This is a genomic window from Pseudoalteromonas sp. MM17-2 (assembly GCF_022347945.1).
Taxonomy (GTDB): Bacteria; Pseudomonadota; Gammaproteobacteria; order Enterobacterales; family Alteromonadaceae; genus Pseudoalteromonas; species Pseudoalteromonas ruthenica.
In genome coordinates, this window is the sequence record NZ_JAKRFV010000031.1 from 19170 (window position 1) to 33934 (window position 14765).

Below are 14765 nucleotides of genomic sequence, written 5' to 3' on the forward strand. Positions count from 1 at the left end.
CCAGCACCGAACTACATGCAGGCCATTGCGACCTTCTATTTACAGGAGGTGCATTTTCCGTTGCATAGGCTAAAGCCCTTAACAGCAATATCTAGTCAGACACTTCTAAATGATGCTCAATATCTGCAATAAGTTCAGGTAGGATACTGTCAATTTCTTGCACTTCGACTTGCATATCTAAAGTTCCACTGCCAGCCAAGTGCTCCACCTCAGCAAGTAGTTGATGTAATCTTGTTGCACTAATTTCGCCACATAAGCCTTTCAACGAATGCGCCACTTGACGCACCTGTTCATGATTTTCATCGTTAAGGCTTTGGTGCAGTTGAGCCAGTTTTTGTGGTGCGGTTTTGATAAACAGTCGGCATATTTTATTTAGCAACACCTCTTTATTTAATAGCCGAGAGAGCGCCGCGTCTCTATCCCAGAGAGGCTGTTCAGAGTCTTGCGTATGACTAAGTTGCTCAACTGCCTGGGGCTGAGAATAATTGTCATAATTTGATAACCCCCAGTGCAGAACTTTTTCCAGTGCCTCATCAGGGTTGATAGGCTTACTAATATAATCGCTCATGCCCGCTGTTAAGCACTTCTCTCGCTCACCCATCATGGCATTTGCCGTCATCGCAATGATGGGAATATCGGTAAACTCAGAGCCGGCGACACCCGCACGAATTTGCTCGCTAGTTTGGTAACCGTCGAGAACAGGCATCTGACAATCCATCAACACACAGTTAATGGCTTTGCCCTCGCGCGCACTGTTTTGCAACATATCAATGGCTTGTTTGCCGTTATACGCTTTTTCAAGCTCTACTGGCAAAGTATTTAATACACCGCACGCCACTTCAACATTAATTTCATTATCATCAACTATCAACACTCGACAACCACTAATGCGCTGCATTAACTCTTCGGAGATATCATCAGCGCGCTCATTAGCATCATTTTGTCCGCGCGTTAAGGGTATGACCTCTTTTGCGCCTATGAGCCTTAACAAGTCGCTGTGAGTCAAAGGCTTACTGATTGTAACAACATCAACACTGAGGCTTTTTGACGATCCCGTACCCGGCTGCTGTAGCAATACAAGTTGAGCTTGCGGGCAGTCTTGCTGCAATTTGGTAACCACCTTACTTAGCTCCTCTGCACTGTAAGCCACACCATCGATAAAGATAAAGTCGCACTCTGCACCACCTGGTGCTTGTTCTATATCATTGTCAACAAGCCCTCCTTCACCTTCAATCAAGTGACATATATGCGTTTGCGTGTATTTATTCGGGCTTATCACAGCGCTGCGTTTTTGGTCGAAATGAGTTATTTTCTGAGTCATCCTCACACTTTCCAGGGGCAAGGAGATATAAAAGCTAAACGTGCTGCCTTCACCTTCTTGGCTGCTTACACTTATATCACCAGCCATTAATTGGCATAATTGCTTGCAAATAGATAACCCAAGGCCCGTTCCCCCATAGCGTGCGGCAATGTTGCCATCGGCTTGGCTGAATGCCTTGAATAACTGCGATTGTGCCTGCTCATTAATGCCTATACCGCTATCTTCCACACTAACCTGTAAACGATATGATTGGCCATCAATGACATCACCTGTAGCAATGACACGAGTATACCCTTGTTCCGTGAATTTAATGGCGTTACTGATAAGGTTATTCACTATTTGCGTAAAGCGAAGAGGATCAGCCACTACCTGCGTGCAGCACAGCTGCTGGGTATCAATAAACACTTCCAACCCCTTGTCATAGGCACGAGCAGCACAGGACTCAACCAAGCTTTCCAGTAGCGACACGGGGTCAAAAGGTTTGGCATTTAAATCGAGCTTTCCGGCTTCTATTTTTGATAAATCTAAAATATCGTTTATCAGCAGCCTTAAGTTAGACGCGCTTAGCTCCATCATATCGGTTAACTTTTTTGCCTTCTCGGGCAATGGCTCACGCTTTAAAATATTGAGCGTGCCAATCACACCGTTAAGAGGGGTACGTAGTTCGTGACTGATATTAGAAATAAATGCGCTTTTGATATCACTATTCTTTAGGGCTTCATCTTTAGCTTGCGCGAGAGCTTGGGTACGCTGTCGGACCTTGGCCTCTAATTCAGAATTTAGGCGTTTGACTTTCAGCTCTGCCGCTTTTTCTTTACTGATATCGCGAATAATGAGCGCGATGCCGATTAAATCTTGAGATTCAGATACGACGGGGCTAACAGAAACGGCCAAACATAAAGCGCGCTCGTCAATAGCCACTTCACACTGATCTTTTATCTGTGTTTCCGATGTTTGCAAATCAGTAATGTACTTTTTCACCGGTAGTGTTTGTAACAGCGATAGTTGCTCGTAATGTTTACCAACTCCGGCTTGGCTAGTGACAACCAACAGCTGCTCAGCAGCATGATTTATACTCGTTATTTGCCCCTTTAAATCAATACCGACTATGGCATCAATCGAGCCCTCTACAATCGCTGAGGACTCACGACGCGCGTCCGCAAGCAATTGACTGCGAATGGCACTGCGATGAAAAGTAACAATTAAAACTGAAGAGAGCAGCACAACTACGGCTAAAAATGAATAAGTTAAAAGCCGCTTCTCATTTATAATCCCGTTAATATAGGTTTCAGGAGTGAGTACATTAAAGTTAACAAACCCATACTTATTGTCAGGCCGAGTTTGTACTTTTTCAGAATAGATATACACGCCCTGTTGCTCTGCAAAACGTTGCTCTGCAAAGTAAGTATTTTCATACCCAATAGGCCTGCTATATAGCGACGACCAGGTTATATCTGGAGCTAAATCACGAGTGAATCGATACTGCTCGATGGGGTGGTAAATAACATCCCCCTCAGAGCTCGTGATCACTAAATGTGAATAATCAAACGTGGTGTCTACTAGTTGTGAGATAAGCTGGTTGGCATTGACATTCATAATCAAAAATGCGAACCGCTTGCCTTGCTCACTGTAAATAGGTATTGCAAAACGCAACATAGGTTTATAAGGGAAGGATATATCACCAAATTCACGATTTAACGATAACGGCGACATGTAAATTTGCTTTAACCCCAGCTGTGAGCTGGGTAAGAAATATCCTTCACCCGCTTTATTCTGTAAGGAATAATCCGGCACGGCTTCCACTGCAGCGCCACGACGCTGCACACGCACCAATTCATTGCCTTCGGCATTTATGGCGATGACCCGCAGTTGCTCTACAGCAAGGTTGTTCTCCATAAAACCGATAAAAATGGTTTCGAGACGTTCTTTCCATTGTGTGTACGTGGTTCCATCATAAGCATCAACGCCGTTATTAAAATGTGCTCGGGGCAACCCAGAGATTGGCGGCGTAGAATGTAAAAAACGCAGGTCGGCCTTATAGTTAGCAACGGATTTAGTCACCACTTCTTTGAGTCGCTCCGCAGTTTCCTCCAGGTCTACACGTATCTGCTTTAATGTATTTTGTTTTACATTCCCTTCAAATATGAACACTGTGGCAGTGGTAATAAGTACAAATAATAAGGTCGCTGCCCATATAAAGGCTCTGGATTTTAGTTTTCTTGAACTGCTGTGCTTTGCTTTGCTCATGTTTACTTCCCTGCTAATTTTTTATATCACAGAGCGGTTCACTGTCAGTGCACCACTTGCGCAAGACCGCAGCCAATTGTTCATACTCTATAGGTTTAGTAAGAAAGGCATCCATCCCTGCATCAAAGCAGCGTTGTCGGTCTGCCGATAGCACATTGGCCGTTAGCGCAATCACGGGGACCGAACCGTAATTGGGCAGCGATTTAATCACTCGCGTCGCCTGCGGGCCATCAAGCACGGGCATTTGCATATCCATAAAGATAATGTCATAGGCTCCAGTCTCACACATGGCAATCGCTTGCTCCCCGTCGCTTGCTATACTGATAGCCGATATCCCGAATTCATTAAGTAGCGCCTCTGTCACCACTTGATTAACTTCATTATCCTCGACAACCAGCACGCTCAGTGTTGAGAAGTCTTGCGTGTGGGTATTCTGTTCTTGCAAGCTTACCTCGGTCTGTTGCTTGTACGCACTCACTTGAGTGCTGAGCTCGAAGTAAAAATGGGACCCTTGACCAAGCTCACTTTCTACCTTTAAAGCGCTTCCCATTAGTGCCAATAGTTTGCTGGTAATAGTCAGCCCCAAGCCCGTGCCGCCAAAGCGCCGAGTAATGGATGTATCAGCTTGAGAAAAAGCTTCAAAAAGCGAGGAGATATGCTCTGGTGCTATGCCAATCCCTGTATCTGAGATACTAAACAGCAATGTTAGCTCATCGCCTTTTTGCTGGCTCATGGTCACGTTCAAAGCCACACTGCCTTTTTCGGTGAATTTCACGGCATTGCCCAACAAATTCATGAGTACTTGCTTTAAGCGGGTCTCGTCTGCGTCAAAAATAAGATCATTGTCGCTCTGTGTTGCGCTAATAAATAACTGAACACCTTTGGCCTCAGTTTGTTCAGTAAAAAGATGACGAAGCTCCTCAAGAAGGGAGGTAAGTGCGACAGGTTGGCAATCGAGTTCAATTTTTCCGGCCTCAATTTTGCTCAAGTCGAGGATGTCGTTAATGATCACCAGCAAACTAGTGCCAGAAGAGCGAATCATACCCAGCATACGTTTTTGTTCTGGGCTTAATGCCGTGTTACTAAGCTGCCTTGCCATACCGAGAATACCATTCATAGGCGTGCGAATTTCATGGCTCATATTGGCTAAAAACTCTGACTTCACCTTGCTCGTGCGCTCAGCTGCCTGCTTAGCAACAATAAACTCCTTGCTGAGTTCGCGAAAACGGTTGGCAGCGCCAGCCAACACGCCAATTTCATCCTTGCGTTCAGTGTCAGTAATCGGTGCAGATAAATCTCCTTGTAAAAAGCAACGAAAGCTATTGGTCAGTCGGCGTACGGCTTTGGCAATATGAAAGTGGAAAAACAGCACTAGAACGACGACATAGAGTGCTGCCGCTCCCCCTAAAAAGTTAAGAATATGAGTCGTATTTGAAACACTGGACTCTGCCGTATGCTTGATTTGCTGCAACCTTTCTAGTGATTGCTCTCTTAACGTATCTGCTAGGGCGCTAAATTCAATGGCATCCCCTGCCATCACTACATTAACTAAAGTAAAGTAGTTGCGGTTGGCCTGCACGCTTTTATTAAATACACTCTGGTACTCTTTTACCAACGGCACAATTGACCCTACCAATTCAGGATACTTGTTCACTAACTGCGCACTGAGATTGCGATCGAAAGCTAAAGTCGTCTTAATAATTTGTCTGACTTCTTGACGCTTAGCGTAGTCTTTTTTTGTTAAAAATAGCCGAGCGTTAAAGTGTAAACGGTGCCATGAATTAATCGTTTCCGTGATGCGTAGACGCTCGTCGGTATTAGTGGTTAATTTTTTGAGACCTTCTAGACGGTCAATGGCACCTTGATAAATTCTTGGTAAGTCGTCATCAATCAGTGTACTGCGGATGGTGTAGCGTTTAGTCAACACCTTAAGGTTGTTACCATAGCGTTCAACCAAATCGTTCATTGCATCAATATAGGTTTGCTCGCTAGGCGCTACACTGACGTCGTTGAGTGTATCAAGGCGCTGCTGAATACTGCGGTAGTTTTGCTCTATTTTTTCAAATACGGCAATACTCCCCGAGGCCCCATATACCGAAATATCGCGCTGCATTTCAACAATGTCTTTGTTAATTCGCAAAATACCGATGGCGTGATTGCTAATGTCGGTAATATCATCAACAGAGCGTTCTATACTCTGTAGCCTGCGGTCCATTACAAGGTAACTAGCAACGAGCGTAGCAACTACTAGGGCCAGTGCCAGTGTCATTTTCGCGGCAACGGAGCGAGATATGAATTCAATCACCACCTATCCTTACGCATTGAGTAATTCATACCATTTATCAAGGCTATAGTCGTAATTTGGCATCACCGTATTCCACACCGCAACATTAGAAAAACGTTTTGTGTAACTGCCACCGTTACGTATTTGCCCAGCCTGGACCGATACCTTGCCATCAGTGCCACGCAAATCCATACTGGCTTCATGACCCTCATACCAATATTGCCACTCTGCTTTGGACATCAATGGCTGACTACGTTGGGGGTTAGAAATATAGTAGCCTTGGCGTGCAATAAAGGCCCCTGGGTAACCTGATAACCACCAATTCATATACTCATACGCTGCGTCTTTAACAGCTCCAGTGGTGTGTGCTGATAAACACATGACCCCATGCCAGGCCCGGTAGCCTTCCTTAGGCGCTGCATAGACCACAGGGATCCCCTGCCCCCGACAAGCACTCACTCCTGGCGAAAACATGCTTTGTATGTGCACTCGGTTCGTTTTCATGAAATCGACCGACTGGGGTACAGAGGTCCAGAAGCCAGAGAAGTGACCTTGGCGCTTTTTAGCAAGCAAAATACTGAACAGCTTATCAATTTCAGCAATGGACATGTTACCCATGTCTTTAAATGTCATGAGCCCCTGACCCTGCAATGCCAAAGCAGCATCGAAAATGCCGATGGTTGGTGCATTCACAAGCGCCACTTTACCTTTGTTTTGCTCATCCAAAAGCCATGACCAAGACTCTGTTTCATAAGCCCGGCCTTTAGCAATGTGCTGAGTGTTATAGCCAAAGGAGTCAACATTGTGCACGTAAGGCATAAAGCTAACTTTGTCTGTGGCCTGCGGCCCTAACTGGCCATCATCCTGCACATACAAGATTTTATTGGGCGCATCCCCCGCCCCCACTCGCGCGTTTTTGGTCAGTTGCCCCGTTTTTGTTAGGTTATTAATTTCATCCCAGTAAGTTAACCTATCAACGTCAATGGGTTGTATCGCGCCTGCTTGCCATAAAATATTAATAGAGTCTGACCATTGCTCGTATACATCAAACGAGCTTGGGTCTGCCGCTGCTTTTTGTAACAGTGCCGCACTGCCCATAGGGGCAAACACTAAGTGAATACCCAACTCGCGCATCGCCCGTTGGCGTAGCTCTTCTTGTAAGGTCACATGTGTGCCCATGACCCTGAGGGTGACTTTTTTCTTTGCGAAGACATAGGGCGCTTTGAGAGCAAGCGTTGATACCGCTGCTCCCTGACCTAGGGTACGTAAAAATCGCCGACGTGTGGGAGAGTAGCTCATTAACCGGACTCCTGTCGTTAAGTTTGCTACAAAGTGTAGACTAAGCCCTTAAATTAGAAAAAATTTTCTTCTTGCTTGGCTGTACTTAATCGAGACACTGATAGCGGTTTCGACCCGCTCGTTTAGCCTCGTAAAGGGCTTGATCTGCATCTGCTATCAGTGTTTCAAGGGCTACTTCAGCGCTCTGATTACTGGTTGTAGCACCAATACTAACGGTCACCTGCGCAAACGGCGAATAGTCATGTTTAAGATTAGCTGCGCTTAAATTATTCATTATTTGCTTGCAAATAAATTCGCAACCACTTGCATCCGTATAGGGCATGATCACTAGGAACTCCTCACCGCCAAAGCGTACCGCCACATCATGGGGTCTACGCAAGCTCTGTTGCAACACCTGCGCAGCTTGCTTAAGGCATTCATCGCCTTGAGGGTGACCATAGTGGTCGTTGTATTGCTTAAAGTGGTCAATATCGACCATCAGTACACTAAAAGGTTTACACTCACGTATAGATTGACGCAATGAGTTCACGACTTCCTCATCTAAGTAGTGGCGATTGTAAAGTCCTGTCAAAGAGTCTTTATAAGTGAGCTTAATGAGAGCTTCCAGTCTCAGTTTATTTTCAAGGTGATTTTGCGTTCGGTGAATTAGCGTTGAGGCCGCAACGGGTTTTCCGATAAAATCACTGGCTCCCGCCTCCCAGCATGCATTTTGCGATTGGGTGTCATAGGTGCCAGTCACAAAGACCACGGGCACTTGTTCAAGCAAAGCGCTTTGTTTTAGTTCTTTACAAACCTCTAAGCCACTAATATGGGGCATATTGACGTCGAGTAGAATTAAATCGGGTACATCAGCAGCGCAGTGCGCTAAAACTTGGGAGCTATCACTCAATGTGGTGACATCAAAGTACTCTTCTAACATTGCCTCTAAGGTTAGCCGTGCAATATCATCATCGTCGACCACCAGCACTTTACACTGGGAAAACGGTTTTATATCTAGGTGCATAGCGTTCCTGCTGCTTGTTGCTCTAATAATTGTGACAATGACACAGACACCATGGGTTTAGCCAGTAAATACCCTTGGCCAATGCCGCACCCCAAAGAACGTAACTTTTTGGCTTGCGGTTCGGTTTCAATGCCCTCTGCGACAATTTCCAAGCCTAGCGAATTTGCTAGGTCTATGATAGCCGTGACAATATCTAACGCTTGGGGCTCTGCCAGCATATCTCGTACAAAAGATTGGTCTATTTTCAAGACATTCAGGGGGAAAAGCCTTAGATAAGAAAGGCTTGAGTAGCCGGTACCAAAGTCATCAAGAGCAATGCTTACGCCCATATCGGCAATAGATTGTAGTTGAGTGACCGTTTGCTCGTAACTGTCTATAAGGGCAGATTCGGTGACCTCGAGCTCTAAATATCGACTCGGCAGCTGAGTTTTCTCAAGTATAGCGGCAACGGTATCGACCAGCGCAGAGTCAGAAAACTGCTTTGCCGATATATTAACCGCTACCTTCTGTGCATGCCCAGCATCGAGCCATGCTTTGGCGTCACGACAGCATTGCTCTAGAACCTGTTCACCAAGACGATAAATCAAGCCTGACTCTTCAGCATATTCAATAAACTGAGCTGGTGATATTAACTTGCCATCTGCGTCTCTTAATCGGACTAACCCCTCTGCTCCAATGATGTCATTGGTATTTAGGTCAAATTTAGGCTGATAGTGAACTTCTAACGCGTTTTGCTCCAGTGCTTCGCGAAGCGTATAGCCGACAGCTAAACGTTGATTCATTTCGTGTTGTAAATCATCGCTGAAATAACAGTAACTATTCGCCCCTGCTTGTTTCGCCTTATACATAGCTGAGTCGGCATGACGAAGCATTTCTTCAACACTGGAGGCATCGTCTGGATAGACGCTGATACCCACACTGGCACTCAAGTTGTGTTGCTCGCCTCCCAACCGAAAAGGCTTAGCGATGACATCTAGCAACTGGCTAATTAACCCCTCCAACCCAAATGAACTTTTCTCTTGCGGCACCACCAACGCAAACTCATCGCCGCCGACACGAGCAACAGTAATATCACTACAGGCAAAGCGGTCAAGACTGTGGCCAACATGCGCGATAATTTCATCGCCAATGTGATGGCCCATGGCGTCGTTTATATACTTAAAGTTATCTAAATCAAGCAGCATTAAACTTACTTTACGGTTGCCGGCCGAAGCTCTGGCAATACCTTGTGTAAGGCGGTCGTGCAACAATACTCGATTAGGCAGTGCGGTGAGCTGATCATGATGAGCGAGGTAGGTCATTTGCACTGACATAGCGAGGGTTTCACTCACGTCTTGAAACACCATCACGGCACCACGCTGTTGGCGTTGCTCGTCGAGGATTGGCGCTGCACTGTCCTCCACGCGATACTCCAGCCCTTGTTTACTGACCAGTTGAGTATTTATTGCCATGGCCACAGGCCTGTTTTCTTTTAATGCCACGGTCAAAGGGTTAATAGACACTTCTTTCGTTGAGGCATCCCTTAGCTTCATCACCTCTTCAATATGTCGTCCCTTAGCAGCGGTTTGCGACCAACCGGTCAAACGTTGTGCGACCGGGTTCAGGTAGGTGATACAAGCATGCTCATCTGTCGAAATTACGCCATCCGCGATAGAATCTAGGGTAATGCGCAGATGCTCTTTTTCTGCCGCCAATAGCCTTTGTGTCTTTTCCAATGCTCGCTCTTGTGCACGCACTTTGGCATGGTTCTCTACTCGCATACGGCACAACGTAAGATTTAAAGGCTTGGAGATAAAGTCGATGGCACCCAGCGCGAGTGCGCGCTCTTCGATTTCCGGGTCGTTGTGTGCAGTGATAACTATAATGCGCAGCGCACTAAGTGAGGGCTGGCATTGAATTTGGGCCAGTAAGTCAAAACCACTAATTGTGGGCATTTCTAAATCGAGCAACAAAATATCTGGCTTAAAATCGGCAATAAGCGCCATGGCTCCACTGCTCTCGTTACATGATTGAACTTCACCTACCCCTGCCAATGCATGCTCCAACTGAAGGGTATTAATGGGCTCATCATCAATCACGAGAACTTTACTTAAATCGGTCATTTACACTCTCACAACAAACAAGACGCTCAATAAAGATAGCGTTAAACATTTTGAAAAGCGATACCGCAGAAAATGTTTAGCCATGGACGCAGCGTCTACTTTATTGCTTAATTATGCTGTCACACTAAGCAAACCTCTTCGACACAGCGTTTTCTTTAATGAGCATTTAAGTAGTGACCGCTCTTTAACTGGGAACCCCGAAGTCAATCATCGCCTTTTTCAAAACACGACTTTCTCAACGTGTATTTGCAAACGCTTAGCCAGACGAATTAAGTTAGCGCGATCAACACCTAAATGCTTGGCTGTTCGGCTCCAGTTGCCTTGATGAACCTGTAAGGCATGTTTGACTATCTGGCGTTGGTAATCATCCACAGCCTGGCGCAAATTAATCGGTTCCTCTGTCGTCATGGAATCAGGCGCTATATCTGATAGAAGTGGCGTTTGCGTGTTCTCCTCGGTGTTTAGCGTCCTTTGCGTTGTCTCATGCAGTTCATCGCAGTCGCCGAGCGTCACAGTCACCAGGCTATCATGGCGGCTGTGTATCGGTACTTTGGCACAGGCCTTTAATGCTGCGCGGTTCAATAAGTGCTCAAACTCGCGAACATTGCCCGGCCAAGTATACTGGGCGAGTCTGTCTAAAAGCGCTGGGGAAATTTTCAGCTGGTTTACACCGAGTTTTCGCCTTGCACGCTCGATAAAGAAACCAGCCAATAGTGGGATGTCTGCCATACGCTCACGTAGAGGCGGCACTTTTAGTGGGTATACGTTGAGGCGATGATATAAGTCGCTGCGAAAGCGCCCGCTTTCCACCTCGGTTTTTAAATCACGATTGGTGGCGGCAATAACACGCACATCCACCTTTATCACTTCATCTTGGCCAACAGGTTGAACCTCATTACTTTGTAACGCCCGTAAAAGCTTACTTTGCGCAGCTAAGGGTAACTCCCCCACCTCATCTAAGAACAAGGTGCCACCGCTGGCAATGACAAACTTACCCGCTCGTTTGCGCTCAGCCCCAGTAAACGCACCTTTAATATGACCAAATAATTCACTCTCTACCAAGTTCTCTGGCAGGGCCGCGCAATTGACATAAATAAGCGCTTGGTCACCACGACTTGATTGCTGATGCACACTGTGCGCCACCAGCTCCTTACCGGTGCCGCTTTCGCCTTCAATAAGTACCGAGTAATTGGATGGGGCCACCAAGGAAATTTCATTTTTGAGTTTATCAATACAGGGACTTTGGCCAATGATTTCCGCCGGACAGCCTGATGCACTGGGTTCGCTCAAAGCCCGCAATACTTCTTGTGAATGGCTGACATTGGCCTCAAGCAAATCAACAGTCAGTGCCGTATGTAAGCTCACCGAGGCCATGGATGCAATTAACGCCAATGAGCGCTCTGAAAGTGAATCAAACACCCCTGGAGATAGGCTATCCAACGTTAATACACCAAGTAGCTGATTTTGGAAATACAGCGGGATCCCCATACACGCATGCACCGGTAAGTCGCCCTCCATAGCCGTGAGTAAGCCATCATATGGATCAGCCAGTTCACACTCTGCGGGGAAACGCGTGGCTTTTAATGACTGACAAATCGCAACAAACCGAGGGTGCTCAGCAATAATAAAGCGACGGCCAAGTATTTCATGGCTCAGCCCTTGATGAGCCAGAGGCTGTAAATAGTCGCCTTTGTGAGCCAGTAACATGATGGCATCGCAGGTGATCACTTTACGAATGGCACTGAGTAATTCATCAAAGCGCTGTTGGCTGGCGACGCTTTGCGCGAGGGTGATGGATAATTCCAAAAGTTGGTTGTCGGTAAGGCGGTTCATATACGTGGCCCGAGTTCATTTTAACTCTATTGTAGTCATTAAGACACGCATAACAAGTATGTCTTAATGACACACAAACAATCTAATTTATTATATATCTCATATTTTTCAGTAAGTTAAAAACATGGCATTAGTTTTGATATAGCTCCAATAGATATCTTTGTAGGAGCGCCTATGTACTCGCAATTTGTTCTTCCCGCTAATCATACACTCGAGGGGGCACAGTTAAGCTTTCAAAAATGCATTATTGCTGCTAACTGGAGCATGGTGTTGTCACTTGGCCTCGTTATTTGCAGCTTATTAATGAGCTTTCATTTCGACTCATATTTACCCATTACCATGCAGATAACTGCCCATATCGGCACCATAGTGTTCGCGGCAATCTTTAAGTTGGCGTATGTGGTGCGTTGTGTCGGCGTTTATGGCTTGGGCTACAGGGTGTTTTAAATGCAAATACAAGAACCCAACACACCCGACAATAAACAAAATGGCTTTCACCATCCATTTTGGCAATTAGCGTTTCGCTCATTTTTCTTAACTGGCGCGCTATTTGCGGCGACAGCCATTGCCTTATGGGCAGCGATGCTGGCCGGGCTCATCACTTTACCGCAACCAATATTGCCAGCCGTGCTGTGGCACAGTCATGAAATGATCTTTGGTTTTGCAGCGCTCATCGCCGTTGGTTTTATAATGACGGCGGTGCAAACATGGACAGGGTTGCCCAGTATAACGGGCCTCCCCGTGGCAGCTTTACTCATACTTTGGGTGTGTATTCGTATACTGGTATTTACTAACACGCACACCACTATTATCGCCGCGTTAATTATGTCGCTTTTATGGTGGGCCGCCATTGTGTTCACCTTTACGCGTATCGTTTTCAGCGCGGGCAATGTACGCAACTACCTTTTCGTGCCTATGCTAATGGCACTGGCGACACTAAACGCAGCCACCTTGGTGCTCTCGCTCATGGGTGAGTATTTAATCGCGTTGCACCTTATCCGCTCAGCTGTATTGCTGTTTACGCTTCTGATTGGGGTCGTTGGCGGGAGAGTGATCCCGTTTTTTACGGCTCGCGGTGCAAATATTGATGCCCACACACCGATGATATGGGCAGAGAAAATACAGCTGCCACTCACGATCACTTGCCTGGTTGTGTTTATCACCAGTCACTTCGAATTATTGCCCTTTTCCCCAGCCATATTGTTGATAGTCACAGGGTGCGTGCACCTTATTCGTATGAAACCGTGGTCTAGCTTAAGTACCTTCACCATTCCTTTGCTGTGGTCGCTGCATAGCGCATACGCCTTTATGGGGCTCGGGCTTATTGCGCTAGGTCTGAGTTACTACATCGACACATTACTCTTTAGCAACGCCCTGCACCTAATCACCCTTGGAGCCATTGGTTTGATGATCCTGGCGATGATAAGTCGCGTCTCGTTAGGTCACACAGGGCGCAAACTCAACGTTAAACCCCAGATCACAGCCGCTTTTATATGCTTGGTTGGTGCTACATTGCTGCGCTTTACTCTGACGTTGACTGGCCATGCATTTGTAGGCTGGGCCTTGAGCGCGGCGCTTTGGGTTGCCTCATTTACGATTTTCTTTTTCACCTACTGGCCGGTGCTCAGTGCACCGCGCCAATAACTTTGCGGAGTATGCATGTTATCTTCACACCACATCAACACGGTTAAATCAACGCTGCCCTTAATAAGTGCAGCAGGGCCGACAGTGACCGATCATTTTTATCAACGAATGTTTACCCATAACCCTGAACTCAAAGACGTATTTAACTTAAGTAATCAACATTCAGGGCGCCAGAAAGTGGCACTATTTGAAGCTATAATGGCCTATGCTAACAACCTTGATAATGTCGCTGTACTCAAGCATGCCGTGGAGCGTATTGCTAACAAGCATGTGAGCTTTAACATACAGCCTGATGATTACCACATCGTTGGTCATCATTTAATTGAAACCATGCGCGAGCTGCTAGGTGACCACTTTAGTTGTGAGGTTGAGCAGGCTTGGAGCGCTGCCTATGCGGTGTTGGCGCAGCTGTTTACTCAGCGTGAGCAGGCTCTGTATACAGCTCGCGAGCAAGCAAGCGGTGGCTGGCGCAACAAGCGCGCCTTTAGTTTGACTCACAAGGTAAAAGAGTCACAGCTGGTCACCAGCTTTACGTTCGAGCCTGTTGATCAACAAGCCGTGATGGACTTCAAACCCGGGCAATACATTGCTATTGAACTCAAGCCCTCTACTTCGGCTCACACCGAAATCCGCCAATACTCGCTATCGCGCACAGCAAATGGCAAAAGTTACCGCATCTCGGTTAAGCGTGAAGTGGGTGAACATACAGGAGTCATGTCGAACTTCCTGCATGATCATCTTAAAGTTGGCGACATCGTTGACTTACATGCGCCAACGGGAGATTTTTTCTGGCAAGACCGACAAGCCCCTGTGGTATTAATTTCTGCGGGCGTAGGCGTAACGCCCATGCAAGCCATGTTAGAAACCCTAGCCGCGCGTAATTACCCCTTCCCAGTGACTTATCTCCATGCCTGCGAAACCCGTGCTCAACATTCGTTTGCTCAGCACACCGCAAAACTATGCGCTGACCACCACTGGCAACATGCGACCTGGTATAACCACGAGCCAGGCGACATGGTCAATACATTTAAC

Annotated in this window: 9 protein-coding genes; 3 read left to right on the forward strand and 6 right to left on the reverse strand. The window is 46.5% G+C overall.

Annotated features, from left to right (window positions below; all coding sequences use genetic code 11):
- Window positions 1-91: 91 nt before the first annotated feature.
- The 6 genes from MHM93_RS18310 to norR all read right to left on the reverse strand — a co-directional run bounded on the left by MHM93_RS18310 (window position 92) and on the right by norR (window position 12089).
- Window positions 92-3568 carry an ATP-binding protein gene (locus MHM93_RS18310; RefSeq protein WP_239450096.1) on the reverse strand — a complete coding sequence of 1159 codons (3477 nt, stop codon included), beginning with the start codon at window positions 3566-3568 and terminating at the stop codon, window positions 92-94.
- Between the two features lie 13 nt (window positions 3569-3581).
- Window positions 3582-5873, reverse strand: coding sequence for an ATP-binding protein (locus MHM93_RS18315; protein ID WP_239450097.1), 2292 nt, complete (start codon window positions 5871-5873; stop codon window positions 3582-3584).
- A 9-nt stretch (window positions 5874-5882) separates the two neighbouring features.
- Window positions 5883-7151, reverse strand: coding sequence for an extracellular solute-binding protein (locus MHM93_RS18320; RefSeq protein ID WP_239450098.1), 1269 nt, complete (start codon window positions 7149-7151; stop codon window positions 5883-5885).
- Window positions 7152-7236: 85 nt separating this feature from the next.
- Window positions 7237-8154 carry a diguanylate cyclase gene (locus MHM93_RS18325; protein ID WP_239450099.1) on the reverse strand — a complete coding sequence of 306 codons (918 nt, stop codon included), beginning with the start codon at window positions 8152-8154 and terminating at the stop codon, window positions 7237-7239.
- Window positions 8145-10256 (reverse strand): EAL domain-containing protein, encoded by a 2112-nt coding sequence (locus tag MHM93_RS18330; RefSeq protein WP_239450100.1) that lies wholly within the window; start codon window positions 10254-10256, stop codon window positions 8145-8147. The genes MHM93_RS18325 and MHM93_RS18330 overlap by 10 nt, the downstream gene beginning before the upstream one ends.
- 219 nt (window positions 10257-10475) lie before the next feature.
- Entirely contained in the window at window positions 10476-12089 is a 1614-nt protein-coding gene (gene norR, locus MHM93_RS18335; RefSeq protein ID WP_239450101.1) for a nitric oxide reductase transcriptional regulator NorR, read from the reverse strand.
- A 174-nt stretch (window positions 12090-12263) separates the two neighbouring features.
- On the opposite strand from norR, the gene MHM93_RS18340 reads away from it, so the two are divergent.
- From MHM93_RS18340 to hmpA, 3 genes are all read left to right on the forward strand, one after another.
- Complete coding sequence (locus MHM93_RS18340) at window positions 12264-12536, forward strand: hypothetical protein (RefSeq protein WP_239450102.1); 273 nt, start codon at window positions 12264-12266, stop codon at window positions 12534-12536.
- Window positions 12537-13733 carry an NnrS family protein gene (locus MHM93_RS18345; protein ID WP_239450103.1) on the forward strand — a complete coding sequence of 399 codons (1197 nt, stop codon included), beginning with the start codon at window positions 12537-12539 and terminating at the stop codon, window positions 13731-13733.
- A gap of 15 nt (window positions 13734-13748) precedes the next feature.
- Window positions 13749-14765 (forward strand): NO-inducible flavohemoprotein (hmpA, locus tag MHM93_RS18350; protein ID WP_239450104.1); only part of this gene is annotated, 1017 nt, incomplete at its 3' end.

Coding starts and splice junctions, on each gene's coding strand:
- MHM93_RS18310 (WP_239450096.1), bottom strand. CDS start 3,568: ATGAGCAAAGCAAAGCACAGCAGTTCAAGAAAACTAAAATCCAGAGCC.
- MHM93_RS18320 (WP_239450098.1), bottom strand. CDS start 7,151: ATGAGCTACTCTCCCACACGTCGGCGATTTTTACGTACCCTAGGTCAG.
- MHM93_RS18325 (WP_239450099.1), bottom strand. CDS start 8,154: ATGCACCTAGATATAAAACCGTTTTCCCAGTGTAAAGTGCTGGTGGTC.
- MHM93_RS18330 (WP_239450100.1), bottom strand. CDS start 10,256: ATGACCGATTTAAGTAAAGTTCTCGTGATTGATGATGAGCCCATTAAT.
- norR (WP_239450101.1), bottom strand. CDS start 12,089: ATGAACCGCCTTACCGACAACCAACTTTTGGAATTATCCATCACCCTC.
- MHM93_RS18340 (WP_239450102.1), top strand. CDS start 12,264: ATGTACTCGCAATTTGTTCTTCCCGCTAATCATACACTCGAGGGGGCA.
- MHM93_RS18345 (WP_239450103.1), top strand. CDS start 12,537: ATGCAAATACAAGAACCCAACACACCCGACAATAAACAAAATGGCTTT.